This window comes from Variovorax sp. JS1663 (genome assembly GCF_002157355.1).
Lineage (GTDB): Bacteria > Pseudomonadota > Gammaproteobacteria > Burkholderiales > Burkholderiaceae_C > Variovorax.
Genome location: NZ_LYMK01000021.1, coordinates 52,377 through 66,807, shown reverse-complemented (window position 1 = coordinate 66,807; position 14,431 = coordinate 52,377). Strand labels below are relative to the sequence as shown.

Sequence of the window (14,431 nt, the reverse complement as noted above, 5' to 3'; positions counted from 1 at the left end):
AAAGCAAGAATGAGTGCAATCGTTGACATCGTCGGGCGCGAGATCCTCGACAGCCGCGGCAACCCCACCGTCGAATGCGACGTGCTGCTCGAATCGGGCACCATGGGCCGCGCCGCCGTCCCATCGGGCGCGTCCACCGGCTCGCGCGAGGCCATCGAGCTGCGCGACGGCGACAAGGGCCGCTACCTGGGCAAGGGCGTGCTGAAGGCGGTGGAGAACATCAACACCGAGATCTCCGAGGCCGTGCTGGGCCTGGACGCCAGCGAGCAGGCCTTCCTGGACCGCACGCTGATCGACCTCGACGGCAGCGACAACAAGGCGCGCCTGGGCGCCAACGCGACGCTGGCCGTCTCCATGGCCGTGGCCCGCGCCGCGGCCGAGGAATCGGGGCTGCCGCTGTACCGCTACTTCGGCGGCATGGGCGGCATGCAGCTGCCGGTGCCGATGATGAACGTCATCAACGGTGGCGCGCATGCCAACAACAGCCTGGACCTGCAGGAGTTCATGATCATCCCCGTGGGCGCGCCCAGCCTGCGCGAGGCGGTGCGCTACGGCGCCGAGGTCTTCCATGCCCTCAAGAAGATCCTGAACGACCGCGGCATCAGCACCGCCGTCGGCGACGAAGGCGGCTTCGCGCCCAGCGTGGAGAACCACGAGGCCGCGATCCAGCTGATCCTGGAAGCCATCGACAAGGCCGGCTACGCCGCCGGCACGCAGATCGCGCTGGGCCTGGACTGCGCCGCCAGCGAGTTCTACAAGGACGGCCAGTACGTTCTCGCCGGCGAGAACCTCACCCTGTCGGCCGGCAACTGGGCCGACATGCTGGCGACCTGGGTCGACAAGTACCCGATCATCAGCATCGAGGACGGCATGCACGAAGGCGACTGGGACGGCTGGAAGCTGCTGACCGAACGCCTCGGCAAGCGCGTGCAGCTGGTGGGCGACGACCTCTTCGTCACCAATACCAAGATCCTGCAGGAAGGCATCGAGAAGGGCATCGCCAACTCGATCCTGATCAAGATCAACCAGATCGGCACGCTGACCGAGACCTTCGCCGCGATCGAGATGGCCAAGCGCGCGGGCTACACCGCCGTGATCAGCCACCGCTCGGGCGAGACCGAGGACTCCACCATCGCCGACATCGCGGTGGGCACCAATGCCGGCCAGATCAAGACCGGCTCGCTCTCGCGCTCGGACCGCATCGCCAAGTACAACCAGCTGCTGCGCATCGAGGAAGACCTCGGCGACGTCGCCAGCTACCCCGGACGCGCCGCCTTCTACAACCTGCGCTGACCCGCCGGACAGCGCACCATGCGCTCGCGCATCGTTCCGATCATCCTGGTCCTGCTGCTGCTGATCCTCCAGTGGCAGCTGTGGACCGGGCGCGGCAGCGTGCGCGACGTCGCGCAGCTCAAGGACAAGCTGGCCGAGCAGAAGGACGCCAACGCCAAGGCGGCGCTGGCCAACGAGCGGCTCCACTCCGAAGTCAACGACCTCAAGGAAGGGCTGGAGATGGTCGAGGAGCGGGCCCGCCAGGAGCTGGGCATGGTCAAGCCCAACGAAGTGTTCGTACAGATCACGCGCTGAGGGCTGCCCTCGTGCGAGTGATCGCGCTTTTCGGCGCAGACAACAGCGGCAAGGCCGTCCTCGCCGAAGCGCTGTCGCAGCGGCTCGAACAGCGCGGCGTCGCCGCCACGCTCGTGGTCGCACCTCTGTCGGAACGCTCGCCCCATGCACTTGCGCTCGAGGCGTATCGCAACGCCCTGATCCTGCTGGTTGCATCGGCCTCGCCGACGCCGGTCGATGACGCGCTACGGGCAGCGCTGATCGGCGCGAAACTGGGCTTTGCGGTCGTGCACGGCGACGGCGCAGAGCAACTGGCCAATGCCTGGAACGCGATTGGCGCCCCGGCGGATTCCGATGACCGCGGCAGTGCGCCTCCCGAGGCCAACGCCACATGGTCCTGGGCCTGTGACAAGTGCTCCGACCCGACCTGCGAGCATCGCCTCTTCACCGAGCTCCTGGCTCAGCGCCGCTGAGCGCCGGAAGCGCTTCATCCCACCAGGAACCGAATGCACCGCTCCCTCGTCGCCCCGGCCTTGCTTGGCCTCGCCTGCATCACCGCCTCGGCCGCGCCGGCGCGGGCCACCATCGAGAACGAAACCCACCCGACCCGCTGCGCCGAGGAAGACAACGTCTCGCTGAACCTGGCCGGCGCCGCCATCCGCCGCTTCCGCGTGGAGGCGCTGCCGCCGGCCTACCTCGCTTCCATCGAGCAGGACCGCACGGCGCCCGACTTCTCCAATTGCAACTTCGACGGCGGCGCGCACCCGACGGACCCGCGCTACACCTTCAAGGAACGGCGCGCGGTGCTGCATGACGGTCCGCGCTGGCAGATCGTCGGCATCACCCTGCCTTCCTTCTGGCGCCCGCAGCGCGTGCCGGTGCGGATCGACGGCCGCCGCGACCGGGGCTTCCACATGATCCAGCTCTTCGACAAGACCGGCGCCAAGCCGCTGGAAGCGCTGGTGATGTATCCCTCCGACGGCTATTGGCGCCTCAAGCCGCTGCCGGCCCCGCGCTTCGGCGACGGCGTGTACGGCTCGTCCTTCGTGATGGGTCCCGTCGAGCAGGCAGGCAGGCCGGTGGCGACCATCACGTCGATCGCGATCGACACGCAGCCGCTGCGCTTCACGCTGAAGTTCGCGAACGGCGGCCAGGCCCGGGTCGACGTGCGCGAGGTCAGCGAGGCACGCACGACGCTCGACGTCAGCCTCAAGCCCGGACGCCGGCAGGGCGCGCGCTTCGCGGTGCTGCGCTCCATGTACGTCGAGCCCGACAACGCCGACATGAGCGAGGTCTGGTGGAAGACGACGCCGGATGCCGCGCCGCGGACACGCGCCCTGCCCGAAGTCTCGAAGCTCGAGGCGGCGGATGTGCGCTTCGGCCGCAGCATCCCCTCGCGCCACAACACCAGCGCACCCGACATCCGCTTCGGCGACTTCCGGTCCGGCGCCTCGCGCTGAGCGTCGAGGCGCCAAGACGCTACTGCATCACGGGGCTGGCCGGCTGTTGATCGCCCGGCGAGGTGAAGAGCTGGGCCGTATCGACCGCATCGAAGCGGTACTGCTTGCCGCAGAAGTCGCAGCCCACCTCGATGTCGCCACGCTCCACCAGGATGGACTCGGCCTCTTCCTGGCCCAGCCCGCGGATCATCTGCGCGACGCGCTCGCGCCCACAGGTGCAGGCGAAATGCGGGCCCAGCATCCCCGCCTGAGGCTCAAAGCGCAACAGCTTCTCCTCCCAGAACAAGCGGCGCAGAATTGTCTCGACATCCAGCGTGAGCAGTTCCTCGCGCGTCAGGCTGGACGCGAGGATGGCGATGCGGTTGTAGTCCTCGTTGTGGCCGATCTGGTCCACGTGGATCGGGTCGCCCGTGCCGCGGCCCGTGCCCTCGAGATTGGCCTCGCCCTTGACCGGCAGGCGCTGGATCAGCAGACCGGCCGCGACCTGGTCGTCCGCAGCCAGCACCAGCGCGGTGTCGAGCTGCTCGCTCTGCAGCATGTAGTGCTGCAGCACCTCACTCAGGCGTTCGAGCTTGCGGCCCTCCCCGTCGGCCAGCGGCACCACGCCCTGGTAGGGCTGCTGCCCCGGCAGCTTGTCCTTGGGGTCGAGGGTGATCGCGCAGCGGCCCTTGCCACCGGCATTGACCATCTCGGACAGGTGGGCATCGGCCGGGATCTCGCCCAGCACCTTGGCGGTGGCGCGCAGGCTGAGGTCGGGCTTGACCTCGGCCACCGCCACCTTGACCGGCCCATCGCCGAAGATCTGCAGGATCAGCGCACCGTTGAACTTGATGTTGGCCTGCATCAGCGTGGCGGCCGCCGTCATCTCACCCAGGAGTTCGGCCACCGGCGCGGGATAAGCACCCGTGCCCGTGTTCGACGCGCGCCGTGCCAGGATCTCCTGCCAGGCGTCGGTCAGGCGCACGATCATGCCGCGCACCGGCAGACCGTCGAACAGGAACTTGTGCAACTCGCTCAAGGCATCAACCTATCTTTTTCAGGCCCTTCGCGAAGCGACGGCCGTTGTTCACATAGTGCTCGGCGTTGTGCCGGAGCTTTTCGGCGGCGGCCTCGTCGAGCGTGCGCACCACTTTGGCCGGCGCGCCGATGATCAGCGAGTTGTCGGGAAACTCCTTGCCCTCGGTCACGACGCTGCCGGCACCGACGATGCAATTGCGGCCGATCCGGGCCTTATTCAAGACCACCGCGCCGATCCCGATCAGCGAGTTGTCGCCCACGGTGCAGCCGTGCAGCACGACCTGGTGGCCCACGGTCACGTTCTCGCCGATGGTGAGCGGAACGCCCGCGTCCGCGTGCAGCATGGACAGGTCCTGGATGTTGCTGTTGCGCCCGATGGTCAGCGTGTCGCTGTCGCCGCGCGCCACCACGCCGAACCAGATGCTGGCGTTCTCGCCCATGATCACGCTGCCGATGACCTGCGCGCTGTCGGCGACATAGGCGCCGGGGCCGAGTTGCGGCGCCACGCCGTCGAGTTCGTAGAGGGCCATCGCCTTGCTCCTGCTGCTGAGTGGGGAAAACTAGAATTGTAGGGATGCAGCACCCTCGCCTCGACGCCCTGGCCGCGCTGCGCCTCACCGAACCGGATGCCAAGGTGGCGGCCACCCAGGCCGCCGCCGCGCGCATGCGCGTGCATCCGGCGCCTGCCGAGCCGGTGCGTGTCGACGGCGACGAGGCCGGCGTCCCCGGCCGGCCGGAACGCCCGCTGCGCGTGGCCGCCACCGCGGTGGAAAAGCGCTCGCCCTTCACGGCCGAGGGCCGCGCGGCCCTGGTCCACTCGATCTGCCACATCGAATTCAACGCCATCAACCTCGCGCTGGACGCCGCCTGGCGCTTCGATGGCATGCCCGAGGCCTACTACCGCGACTGGCTGCGCGTGGCCGACGAGGAAGCACAGCATTTCACCCTTCTGCACGCGCATCTGCAGGGCATGGGGTGGCGCTATGGCGACTTCACGGGCCATGACGGCCTGTGGTCCATGTGCGAGAAGACCCGCCACGACGTACTGGCCCGCATGGCGCTGGTGCCGCGCACGCTGGAAGCACGCGGCCTGGATGCGACGCCGCTGATCCAGGCCAAGCTGCGACGCGTGGCCACGCCGGACGCGATGAAGGCCTGCAACATCCTCGACATCATCCTGCGCGACGAGATCGGCCACGTGGCCATCGGTAACCACTGGTATCGCTGGCTCTGCGAGCGCGACGGGCAGGACCCGATCGCGCACTACCGGGTGCTCTACAGGCGCTACGAGGCGCCGAGGCTGCGCGCGCCCTTCAACCTCGAAGCCCGCGCACGTGCGGGCTTCACCGAGGAAGAGCTGGACGCCCTTTCCTCACCCGCTACTTCGGAACAGTCTCGGAAGGCCGCCTGAAGACCAGCAGCTTGGGCGTCAGGCGCTGCACGACCTCGCCACGCTGGTTGAGCGTCTCGCTGCGCACCACCACCATGCCGCGATGGGGCTGCGAGCGCGAGGGGATGACTTCCAGCACCTCGCTCTCCACGTGCAGCACGTCGCCCGGCCGGGTCGGCCGCGGCCACTCGATCTCGCCGCCGGCGCCGATCACGCCATCGGCCAGCGGCAGGCCGCTTTCCACCAGCAGCCGCATGGTGATCGCGGCGGTGTGCCAGCCGCTGGCGGCGAGCCCCTGGAAGAAGGTGCTCTTCGCGGTCTCGGGGTCCAGGTGGAAGGGCTGCGGATCGTAGGCCTTCGCGAACGCGACGATCTGCGCCTCGTCGAGCGCATGCTCGCCGCTCGTGAAGCGGGTGCCGGGCGTCAGGTCTTCCAGGTACAGCTGGGCAGCCATGGCCTTCTCCTTTCGTCGGGAGCTGCGATCTTGGCACGCAGGGCTCAGATGCGCTCGAGCACCGTGGCGATGCCCTGCCCGCCGCCGATGCACTGCGTGGCGAGCGCATAGCGCCCCTTCTCGCGCACCAGCAGCGAAGCCGCTTTGCCGGTGATGCGCGCGCCGGTGGCACCCAGCGGGTGACCGATGGACAGGCCGCCGCCGTCCAGATTGACCGTGGCCATGTCCAGGCCCAGGTCACGGATGCAGGCCAGCGCCTGCGAGGAAAAGGCTTCGTTGATCTCGACCACGTCCAGGTCGGCCACCGTCAGCCCGGCGCGCGCCAGCGCTTTGCGCGTGGCCGGGATCGGACCGATGCCCATCACGGCCGGGTCGACGCCCACGGTCGCGAAGGAGCGGATGCGCGCCAGCGGCTGCAGGCCGTGCCGCGAGGCGAAAGTGTCGCTCGCCACCAGCACCGCGGCGGCACCATCGGTCAGCGGCGAGGAGGTACCCGCCGTCACCACGCCATCCGGCCGGAAGGCCGGCTTCAGGCCGGCCAGCGCCTCCAGCGAGGTGCTCGGCCGGATGCAGCCGTCGGCGCTGACCAGCTCGCCGGACGGCGTGCGGATCGGCACGATCTCGCCGGCCAGTCGACCTCCCTCGCGCGCGGCCGCGGCCTTGCGGTGCGACTGCACCGCCAGTTCCTCCTGGTCGGTGCGGCTTACCTTCCAGCGCTCGGCCACGTTCTCGGCCGTCTCGCCCATCGAGATGTAAGTGGCGGTGTCGGCCTTGAGCTCCGGGTTGGGCGAGAAGTTGAAGCCGCCCTGCGGCACCATGGTCATCGATTCCACGCCCACGCACAGAAAGGCCTCGCCCATGCCGGCCTCGATCTGGGCCGCCGCGATGTGCACCGCCTGCATGGACGATCCACAGAAGCGGTTGACCGTCATCCCGCCCACCTCGTGCGGCAGGCCGGCCAGCAGCCCGACGATGCGCGCGAGGTTGTTGCCCTGCGCCGCCTCGGGGTAGGCACAGCCGAGGATCACGTCCTCCAGCAGGGCGGGGTCGAGATCGGCGCGCTGCAGCAAACCCTTGACCACCTCGGCGGCCAGCGTGTCGGGCCGCACTTCGGCAAGGGCGCCCTTCCTGGAAAAGTGGAAGGGGGAACGGGCATATCCGGCAATGACGGCTTTCATGGAAATCTCCTGGATCAAAAACTACCTACCTATTGGTAGATACTTTGGCTCAAAAAAATGGCACCCGCAGGTGCCACGCGATGTCCCTCACGCTTCGATCGACCGCTTCAACTGGGCGATGCACTCATCGAAGTCCTCCACCCGGCCCGTCATGCGCGCTGACAGCAGCGCGCCCTGGCAGACCGCGAACACGTAGGCGGCCAGTTCCCCCACCGGCACGGCGGACTGCCGCTGCGGCAGGAGCGCGCCCAGCACACCCGTGAGCCACAGCACCTGCGTGCTGCGCAGCTCACGCACCGCCTGGCGCAGGTCGTCATTGATCACCTCCCACCCCGGCGCCAGCGCACCCGCCGGACAGACACTGGAACCCGCACCCAGGCCGTCGCGGTACATGCGGAAATAGCCGTCAAGCGAGGCCTGCGGCGTGCGCACCTTGGCCCCGGTCCAGTCGCGGAAGGCCTGCGTCGACGCCCGCAGCACCTCGATGCCCAGCGCCTCCTTGGTCGGGAAATGGTGGTACAGGCTGGGCTTGCGGATCCCGACCTGGTCGGCTACGTCCTGGAAGCTGAAGCCCAGGTAGGAGCGCGTCTGGATCAGCTCGCGCGCGACGCGCAGGATTTGCTCGCGCGTGCTGAGGGATTCGGCGGAAACAATGGCCATCTACCTACTATAAGGTAGTCTCTCCAACCTTGCAACGCCCCTCAATCACTCTTCAGGCCGGCCGCCTTGACGATGCGCTCGTTGCTCTCGTACTCGCTGGCGATCTCGTCGCCGAAGGCATCGGCGCTGCCACCGGTCGGCACGTTGCCGGCGGCAGCCAGCCTCGCGCGCAGGTCGGGGCTCTCCAGTGCCTTGTTGATCTCGACGTTGTATTTCGCGATCAGGATGGCGGGCGTGTTGGCCGGCGCGAAAATGCCGAACACGGAGCTGAGATTGGCGGCCGGGTACCCGAGCTCGGCCAGCGTCGGCACCTTCGGCAGGCTCGCCAGGCGCGCGGGCGCCCCCACCGCCAGCGGGCGAAGCTTGCCGGAGCTGATGTGCTGCGCCAGCGCCGGGCCCGGATTGATGGAAAGGATCTCGAACTGGCCGCCCAGCGCGTCGTTCAGCTGCTGTGCACCGCCCTTGTAGGGGATGTGGGTGATGTCCACGCCAGCCCCGCTGCGCAGTTCCTCCAGCACGATATGGCCCAGCGAGGCCCGGCCCGAGGTGGCCCAGCGCACCGCGCCAGGGCGGGCACGCGCATCATCCAGCAGCGTGCGGAAATCGCGCGTGCCGGTGGCTTCCGTCGCCAGCAGCAGCACCGGCGAGTACATGACGCTCGCCACCGGCGCAATGTCCTTCAGCGGATCGAAGGGCGACTTGGCGATGTGCGGGTTCAGTACCAGCGGGCTGATGGCCGAGAAGCCGAGCGTGGCGCCGTCGGGCGCCGCCTTGGCGACCGCGTCCATGCCGATGGTGCCGCTCGCACCGCCCTTGTTCTCGACCACCACCGTGCTGCCCAGTTGCGCGGCCAGCTTCTCGGCCAGCGCGCGGGCCACGAGGTCGCTGACGCCGCCGGTCGGATAGGCCACCACCATCCGGATGGTCTTCGGCACCGACTGCGCGTGGGCGGCCGACAGCGCCATGCAGCAGACCAGGGCCGGCAACGCGGCGCACAGGCGAAAAGAAAACGTCCAGGTCATGGGCATGTGTCCTTCATGCACTCGGGTGTTCTTCGACAGCCTGCGATTCTGGCGCGACACCATCCCGGCTGCCGGCGTCGGGGCATTGGCACTCTCTCACCCACGGGGATGGTGCTGGGCGTGAAGTTGTTTCAGGCGTTCGCGCGCCACGTGCGTGTAGATGGTGGTGGTCGAGATGTCGGCATGTCCGAGCAGCAGCTGCACCGCGCGCAGGTCGGCGCCATGGTTGAGCAGGTGCGTGGCGAAGGCATGGCGCAGCGTGTGCGGCGACAGCGGCACGTGGATGCCCGCCGCCTGCGCATGCTTCTTGACGATGATCCAGAACATCACCCGCGTCATGCCGGCCCCGCGGGCCGTGACGAACAGGTCGGGCGTCTGCTGGCCGTCCAGGATGGCGGGCCGCGACTCGTGCATGTAGCGCTCGATCCAGCGCCGCGCCTCGCCGCCGAAGGGCACCAGCCGCTCCTTGCTGCCCTTGCCGAGCACGCGCAGCACGCCGTCGTTGAGGCTCAGCTCGAAGACCCGCAGCGCCACCAGCTCGCTCACGCGCAGCCCGCTCGCATACATGAGTTCGAGCATCGCGCGGTCGCGCAGGCCCAGCGGCGTATCCACCTCGGGCGCGGCCAGCAGGTCCTCCACCTGCTTCTCGGACAGCGTCTTGATCGCCCGCAGCGACTGCTTCGCCGGCACCAGCCTCAGGCTGGGGTCGGCAGCGATGCGGTGCTCGCGCACCGCCCACCGGAAATAGCGCTTGAACACGGTCAGGCGGCGGTTGGCCGACGTGGCCTTGCCCCTGGCCGTCAGGCGCGCCCCCATGTAGGCCTGCAGATCGCTCTCGAGCGCGGCATCGAGCGCCCGGCCGTCCCGTGCGTGCAGCCATCGCGCCAGCAGCACGAGGTCGCGCCGGTAGGCCGCCAGCGTGTTCTGCGACAGGCCGTCCTCCAGCCAGAGCGCGTCGATGAATTCGTCGATCTCGGGCAGGGCGAAGGGCGGGTCGATGGCCTCGGTCATGGGGGCGATGATGACAAACAAAAAAGCCGCCCGTGGCGCGGGCGGCTCGTCGTCGAGGCGGACGGATCAGTTGTCCAGCGTGAGCTTCTGCTTCGCCACCACCTGCTTGTAGACCGCGTACTCGGCCTTGATCTGCTCGGCGAACTGCTCGGGCGTGTTGGCCACGATCAGCGAGCCGGTGTCCTCGATGCGCTTGCGCACCGCCGGGTCTTCCACCGACTTCTTCACGCCGGCGTTGATCTTGTCCACCACCTCCTTGGGCAGGCCCTTGGGCCCGAGGATGCCGTAGTAGGCCATGCGGTTGACCGGCTCCAGCCCCACTTCCTTGAAGGTCGGCACGTTGGGCAGATCCTTCAGCCGCTGCGGCGCCGACACCACGATGGGCACCAGCTTGCCGGTCTTGATGAAGGGCAGCGCCGAGGGGATGTTGTCGAACATGATCGCAACCTGGCCCGCCACCACGTCATTCAGCGCCGGACCGGCGCCGCGGTAGGGGATGTGGGTCACGAAGGTGTTGGTGAGGCTCTTGTAGAGCTCCATCAGCAGGTGGCCGATGCCGCCGGTGCCCGAGGAAGCATAGGAATACTTGCCGGGATTCTTCTTGATCTCTGCAACGAACTCGGCATAGTTCTTGGCCGGGAAGCTCGGGTGCACCGCGATGATGTTCGGCGTCGCCGCGATGTTGACGATCGGCGTGAAGTCGTTGACCGGGTCGTAGGGCACCTTCGGGTTGATGGCCGGGTTGGCGGCCGTGCTGGACACGGTGGCCACGCCCAGCTTGTACCCGTCGGGCGTGGCACGCGCCGTCTCGGCCGCGCCCACGATGCCACCCCCGCCCGCCTTGTTGATGACCACCACGCTCTGGCCCAGCGCCTTGCCCAGCGGCTCGGAGATCACGCGCGCCACGATGTCGGTGGTGCCGCCCGGCGCGAACGGCACCTGCAGCTCGATGGGCTTGTTGGGATAGCCCTGCGCCCAGACGGGGCTGGCGATCACGGCCAGCGCGGCGACAGCCGCGAGCGCGTTCCATTGACGACGTTGCATGAGGGTGCTCCTGGAGATACGAAAACAAAGCCCGGATGCTAACGGCTCCGCCGTGGCGACACTTCGTGGATAACCCACGGAACGCAGCGTTTATTCTCGGGCGGTGAACTTCGCGCAGCTGCTCTTCCCCGACTTCTCCCTGATCGCCTGCGGCTGGCTGCTGTGCCGTTACACCCCGCTGGACCGCCGCGTCTGGGACCAGGTCGAGAGCCTGGTCTACTACTTTCTTTTTCCGGTCCTGCTCTTCCACTCGATCGTGCGCAGCCCGCTGGACTTCGACGCCACCTCGCACCTGCTGACGGCCGGCGTGGGGGTGGGCCTGGCGGGCATCGCGCTGGCCTACGCGCTGCCCTTCCTGCCGGGGCTGCGCACCCACATCGACCGCCGCGACCATGCGGCAAGCGCGCAAGTCGCATTCCGCTTCAACTCCTTCATCTGCCTGGCGCTGGCCGACCGGGTGGGGGGAGCGGCCGGCCTGCTGATGATCGCGGTGCTGATCGGGGTGTGCGTGCCGCTCTTCAACATCGCCGCAGTCTGGCCCATGGCGCGGCATGCGGACGCTGGCTTTGCGCGGCAATTGTTGCGGAACCCGCTGATCATCGCGACGCTCAGCGGCCTGGCGGCCAACCTGCTGGGCTTCACCGTACCGGACTGGCTCGCCCCCACGCTCACCCGCATCGGCGCCGCATCGCTGGCGCTGGGCCTGATGGCCGCCGGCGCCGGCATGCAGTTCGCGACACTGGCGCGCGGCAAGGCGCTCGCGGTCTCGGTGCTGACCATCCGCCACCTGGTGCTGCCGCTGATCGCCTGGGGCCTGGCGCTCGCGCTGCGGCTGGACGCGGCGCAGGCCGCGGTGCTGATGACTTTCTCTGCCGTGCCCACCGCTTCCAGCGCCTATGTGCTGGCCGCGCGCATGGGCTACAACGGCGCCTACGTGGCCGGCCTGGTGACCCTGTCGACGCTGCTGGGGGTGGCCAGCCTGCCCTTCGCGCTCTCGCTGATGCGCTGAACCAGGGCAGGATGGCTACCATTCGCGCGATGCGCCTCCTGCTGCTTCTCGCCGCGGTCTCGCTTGCGCCCATGGCGCAGGCCCAGGAGTACGCGCGCTACCTCGGCGGATGGCAGGGCCCTTTCCTCCTGTACGTGGCGCAGCAGGACACGGGCGCGCAGGGCCCGCCGTCGGTCTACAACGGCAGCCTGCAGATCGCCGCGGATGGCAGCGTGCGCGGCCAACTGCCCGACGCGGCCTGCATCCTGACCGGCTCCAGCGCCGACTTCGTCTCCACCGCCAATGCCTCGCTCGACCTCGACATGAGCGGTTGCAAGGACACGCGCTTCAACGGCCATTTCACCGGCAAGCTGATCAACAACCCGATCCTGCGGTACGCCTCGCTGAGGCTGAGCTCGATGCGCTCGCTCGACACCGGGACGGCGCAGGTGTCGGCCATTCTGCGGCGTTAGCGTGCTGGCTCGATCCGGACCAGGGTGAACTTCCCGCCCACCTTCTCGGCCAGGAAGCGGATCCTGTCGCCGGCCTGGACCTGGTCGAGCATCGACGGCTCGCCGGCCTGGAACACCATGGTCATGCCGGGCATGTCGAGGTTCTTGAGCGGACCGTGCTTGAGCGTGATCTTCCCGTTGTCCTTGTCGACCTTGCGAACCTCGCCGTCGGCGAGTTCCACCGGCGCGGATGCGGCAACGTTCACGGCACCCTTCATGCCGGCGTCGTAGTGCCCCGGCTGCAGGCAGGCGAAGTCGATCTGCCCCGCCTGGGTGAACTGCCAGATCACCTCGCCGGTCCCGCCCGCGGCCAGCGTCACCATGTTCGGGTCGGCATGTTCCATCTCGGGGTTCTTCTTCATGGCCTCGTAGTGTTCCCTGAGCGCCTTCTCGGTGCCGAGCACCAGTTCGTGCTTGAGCCTGCCGGAGTTGGTCACGACGAAGCGGACGGTCTCGCCCTGCCGGACCTCGATGCGGGCGGGGTTGAAGCGCATGCCGTCGGTCATGTCCACGTTGACGGTACGGGTCACCTTGGCAGCCGTGCCGGCTTGGCCGATCCGGCTGTCGTCGTGGTGGCCGCCGGCATGCGTGCCGGAAGCTTGGGCAGCGGCCGCAAAAAGCGCGAGAACGGCCAGGCTGGCGCGATACAGGTTTTTCATGGAAGTGCTTTCGAAGCTTGGGTTGTGAAGATTTCGTCAATGGCCCGAGTGGCCGCCGGGCTTGCGGACCTGGACCTCGATGTTGGGTGCCGGCATGTTCCGCGCGGGCATCGCGGCCGCGCCGGCGCCGCGGGCGCGCGGCGCCTCGGGCAGGCTTTCGCCGAACTCGTAGGCCACCTGGCCCTTGGGATGCCTGAACCAGCCGGGGTTGGTGTAGTCGCCGGGCTTCTGCCCCCTGCGCACCTTGACCACACTGAACATGCCACCCATCTCGACCGAGCCGAAGGGACCTTCGCCGGTCATCATCCGGGCCGTGTTGTCGGGAATGGGCATCTCCATCTCGGTCATGTCGGCCATGCCGCGCTCGCCCATCACCATGTAGTCGGGCACCAGCTTCGTGATCTTCGCGACCATGTCCTTGTGGTCGACGCCGATCATCGTGGGCAGGTCATGGCCCATCGCGTTCATCGTGTGGTGGCTCTTGTGGCAGTGGAAGGCCCAGTCGCCCTCCTCGTCCGCCACGAACTCGATCTGGCGCATCTGGCCGACTGCCACGTCGGTCGTGACCTCGTGCCAGCGCGTGCTCTTCGGCGTGGGGCCGCCGTCGGTGCCGGTGACCATGAACTCGTGGCCGTGCAGGTGGATCGGGTGGTTGGTCATCGTCAGGTTGCCCATGCGGATGCGCACCTTGTCGCCCTGCCGGACGTTGAGCGAGTCGATGCCCGGGAAGACGCGGCTGTTCCACGACCAGAGGTTGAAGTCCAGCATGGTCATGATCTTCGGCGTCGCGCTGCCGGGCTCGATGTCGTAGGCGTTGAGCAGGAACACGAAGTCGCGGTCCACCCGGTCGATCAGCGGATGCTCGCCCTTCGGGTGCGTGACCCAGAAGCCCATCATCCCCATCGCCATCTGCACCATCTCGTCCGCATGCGGGTGGTACATGAAGGTGCCGGGGCGGCGCGCGACGAACTCGTAGACGAAGGTCTTGCCCGGCCCGATCGGCGGCTGCGTGAGCCCGGACACGCCGTCCATGCCGTTGGGCAGGCGCTGGCCGTGCCAGTGGATGCTGGTGTGCTCGGGCAGCCTGTTGGTGACGAAGATGCGCACGCGATCGCCCTCCACCACTTCGATGGTGGGCCCGGGAGACTGCCCGTTGTAGCCCCACAGGTGGGCCTTGAAGCCGGGCGCCATCTCGCGCACCACCGGCTCGGCCACCAGGTGGAATTCCTTGACGCCGTTGGTCATGCGCCAGGGCAGCGACCATCCGTTGAGGGTGACCACAGGGTTGTAGGGGCGGCCGTTCGGCGGCGCCGGCGGCGGCACGGTGTCGGGCCGGGTCTGCAGCACCGGCTCGGGCAAGGCGGCCATCGCGGCCTTGCCGACCGATGCGGCGGCCAGGGCGCCGGTGATGGCGCCAGCGCCGCCGAGGAAGTTGCGTCTGGTGTTCATGTGGATTGCGAAGTCGTGATA

The 14,431-nt window shown here is 68.3% G+C and carries 17 protein-coding genes and 1 pseudogene; 7 read left to right on the top strand and 11 right to left on the bottom strand.

The features are described from left to right. The first annotated feature begins 9 nt into the window (after positions 1-9). From eno to A8M77_RS18440, 4 genes are read left to right on the top strand one after another with little or no spacing between them, the layout of a single operon-like run. The gene (eno, locus tag A8M77_RS18455; protein WP_086922966.1) at positions 10-1,293 is read left to right on the top strand and encodes a phosphopyruvate hydratase; all 1,284 of its coding nucleotides are present in this window, start codon (positions 10-12) and stop codon (positions 1,291-1,293) included. Between the two features lie 18 nt (positions 1,294-1,311). Further along, positions 1,312-1,587 carry a cell division protein FtsB gene (gene ftsB, locus A8M77_RS18450; protein WP_086922965.1) on the top strand — a complete coding sequence of 92 codons (276 nt, stop codon included), beginning with the start codon at positions 1,312-1,314 and terminating at the stop codon, positions 1,585-1,587. Between the two features lie 17 nt (positions 1,588-1,604). Beyond that, the gene (locus tag A8M77_RS18445) at positions 1,605-2,039 is read left to right on the top strand and encodes a hypothetical protein (protein ID WP_086922964.1); all 435 of its coding nucleotides are present in this window, start codon (positions 1,605-1,607) and stop codon (positions 2,037-2,039) included. Between the two features lie 33 nt (positions 2,040-2,072). Further along, positions 2,073-3,026: a hypothetical protein gene (locus A8M77_RS18440; protein WP_086922963.1), complete on the top strand. Its 954-nt coding sequence runs from the start codon at positions 2,073-2,075 to the stop codon at positions 3,024-3,026. Positions 3,027-3,045: 19 nt separating this feature from the next. Here the strand turns inward: A8M77_RS18440 and hslO are convergent, their stop codons facing one another. Together hslO and A8M77_RS18430 are read right to left on the bottom strand one after the other, a co-directional pair. Then, positions 3,046-4,044 (bottom strand): Hsp33 family molecular chaperone HslO, encoded by a 999-nt coding sequence (gene hslO / locus A8M77_RS18435; RefSeq protein ID WP_086922962.1) that lies wholly within the window; start codon positions 4,042-4,044, stop codon positions 3,046-3,048. Between the two features lie 4 nt (positions 4,045-4,048). Beyond that, positions 4,049-4,573 (bottom strand): gamma carbonic anhydrase family protein, encoded by a 525-nt coding sequence (locus A8M77_RS18430; protein WP_086922961.1) that lies wholly within the window; start codon positions 4,571-4,573, stop codon positions 4,049-4,051. Between the two features lie 44 nt (positions 4,574-4,617). On the opposite strand from A8M77_RS18430, the gene A8M77_RS18425 reads away from it, so the two are divergent. After that, on the top strand, positions 4,618-5,454 hold the full coding sequence (locus A8M77_RS18425; protein ID WP_086922960.1) for a ferritin-like domain-containing protein: 837 nt from the start codon (positions 4,618-4,620) through the stop codon (positions 5,452-5,454). Here A8M77_RS18425 and A8M77_RS18420 read toward each other — a convergent pair. The 6 genes from A8M77_RS18420 to A8M77_RS18395 all read right to left on the bottom strand — a co-directional run bounded on the left by A8M77_RS18420 (position 5,423) and on the right by A8M77_RS18395 (position 10,802). Further along, a complete protein-coding gene (locus tag A8M77_RS18420; RefSeq protein ID WP_086922959.1) occupies positions 5,423-5,887 on the bottom strand; it encodes a MaoC family dehydratase in 465 nt (154 codons plus the stop codon). The genes A8M77_RS18425 and A8M77_RS18420 overlap by 32 nt on opposite strands. Positions 5,888-5,931: 44 nt before the next feature. Then, a complete protein-coding gene (locus tag A8M77_RS18415; protein ID WP_086922958.1) occupies positions 5,932-7,065 on the bottom strand; it encodes a thiolase family protein in 1,134 nt (377 codons plus the stop codon). Between the two features lie 87 nt (positions 7,066-7,152). Further along, positions 7,153-7,725: a TetR/AcrR family transcriptional regulator gene (locus A8M77_RS18410; protein WP_086922957.1), complete on the bottom strand. Its 573-nt coding sequence runs from the start codon at positions 7,723-7,725 to the stop codon at positions 7,153-7,155. A gap of 41 nt (positions 7,726-7,766) precedes the next feature. Continuing rightward, on the bottom strand, positions 7,767-8,747 hold the full coding sequence (locus tag A8M77_RS18405; protein ID WP_086922956.1) for a Bug family tripartite tricarboxylate transporter substrate binding protein: 981 nt from the start codon (positions 8,745-8,747) through the stop codon (positions 7,767-7,769). 96 nt (positions 8,748-8,843) lie between these two features. Then, positions 8,844-9,758, bottom strand: a complete 915-nt coding sequence (gene xerD, locus A8M77_RS18400) for a site-specific tyrosine recombinase XerD (protein WP_086922955.1) — start codon at positions 9,756-9,758, stop codon at positions 8,844-8,846. Positions 9,759-9,824: 66 nt separating this feature from the next. After that, a complete protein-coding gene (locus A8M77_RS18395) occupies positions 9,825-10,802 on the bottom strand; it encodes a tripartite tricarboxylate transporter substrate binding protein BugE (RefSeq protein WP_086922954.1) in 978 nt (325 codons plus the stop codon). 103 nt (positions 10,803-10,905) lie between these two features. Between A8M77_RS18395 and A8M77_RS18390 the strand changes: the two genes are divergently transcribed. Beyond that, positions 10,906-11,811 carry an AEC family transporter gene (locus tag A8M77_RS18390; protein ID WP_086922953.1) on the top strand — a complete coding sequence of 302 codons (906 nt, stop codon included), beginning with the start codon at positions 10,906-10,908 and terminating at the stop codon, positions 11,809-11,811. A gap of 11 nt (positions 11,812-11,822) precedes the next feature. Then, complete coding sequence (locus tag A8M77_RS18385) at positions 11,823-12,263, top strand: hypothetical protein (RefSeq protein ID WP_143694649.1); 441 nt, start codon at positions 11,823-11,825, stop codon at positions 12,261-12,263. Here the strand turns inward: A8M77_RS18385 and A8M77_RS36875 are convergent. The 3 genes and pseudogenes from A8M77_RS36875 to A8M77_RS18375 all read right to left on the bottom strand — a co-directional run bounded on the left by A8M77_RS36875 (position 12,260) and on the right by A8M77_RS18375 (position 14,410). Then, the gene (locus A8M77_RS36875) at positions 12,260-12,520 is read right to left on the bottom strand and encodes a copper-binding protein (RefSeq protein ID WP_238136872.1); all 261 of its coding nucleotides are present in this window, start codon (positions 12,518-12,520) and stop codon (positions 12,260-12,262) included. The genes A8M77_RS18385 and A8M77_RS36875 overlap by 4 nt on opposite strands. After that, a pseudogene (locus A8M77_RS18380) lies at positions 12,497-12,961 on the bottom strand (cupredoxin domain-containing protein); the annotation flags it as partial. The pseudogene A8M77_RS18380 and the gene A8M77_RS36875, both read right to left, overlap by 24 nt. 36 nt (positions 12,962-12,997) lie before the next feature. Beyond that, on the bottom strand, positions 12,998-14,410 hold the full coding sequence (locus tag A8M77_RS18375; protein ID WP_086922950.1) for a multicopper oxidase family protein: 1,413 nt from the start codon (positions 14,408-14,410) through the stop codon (positions 12,998-13,000). Between the last annotated feature and the right edge of the window lie 21 nt (positions 14,411-14,431).

Coding starts and splice junctions, on each gene's coding strand:
- A8M77_RS18410 (WP_086922957.1), bottom strand. CDS start 7,725: ATGGCCATTGTTTCCGCCGAATCCCTCAGCACGCGCGAGCAAATCCTG.
- A8M77_RS18415 (WP_086922958.1), bottom strand. CDS start 7,065: ATGAAAGCCGTCATTGCCGGATATGCCCGTTCCCCCTTCCACTTTTCC.
- A8M77_RS18385 (WP_143694649.1), top strand. CDS start 11,823: ATGGCTACCATTCGCGCGATGCGCCTCCTGCTGCTTCTCGCCGCGGTC.
- A8M77_RS18440 (WP_086922963.1), top strand. CDS start 2,073: ATGCACCGCTCCCTCGTCGCCCCGGCCTTGCTTGGCCTCGCCTGCATC.
- A8M77_RS18375 (WP_086922950.1), bottom strand. CDS start 14,410: ATGAACACCAGACGCAACTTCCTCGGCGGCGCTGGCGCCATCACCGGC.
- eno (WP_086922966.1), top strand. CDS start 10: ATGAGTGCAATCGTTGACATCGTCGGGCGCGAGATCCTCGACAGCCGC.
- A8M77_RS18420 (WP_086922959.1), bottom strand. CDS start 5,887: ATGGCTGCCCAGCTGTACCTGGAAGACCTGACGCCCGGCACCCGCTTC.
- A8M77_RS18405 (WP_086922956.1), bottom strand. CDS start 8,747: ATGACCTGGACGTTTTCTTTTCGCCTGTGCGCCGCGTTGCCGGCCCTG.
- ftsB (WP_086922965.1), top strand. CDS start 1,312: ATGCGCTCGCGCATCGTTCCGATCATCCTGGTCCTGCTGCTGCTGATC.
- A8M77_RS36875 (WP_238136872.1), bottom strand. CDS start 12,520: ATGAAGGGTGCCGTGAACGTTGCCGCATCCGCGCCGGTGGAACTCGCC.
- A8M77_RS18425 (WP_086922960.1), top strand. CDS start 4,618: ATGCAGCACCCTCGCCTCGACGCCCTGGCCGCGCTGCGCCTCACCGAA.
- A8M77_RS18430 (WP_086922961.1), bottom strand. CDS start 4,573: ATGGCCCTCTACGAACTCGACGGCGTGGCGCCGCAACTCGGCCCCGGC.
- xerD (WP_086922955.1), bottom strand. CDS start 9,758: ATGACCGAGGCCATCGACCCGCCCTTCGCCCTGCCCGAGATCGACGAA.
- A8M77_RS18395 (WP_086922954.1), bottom strand. CDS start 10,802: ATGCAACGTCGTCAATGGAACGCGCTCGCGGCTGTCGCCGCGCTGGCC.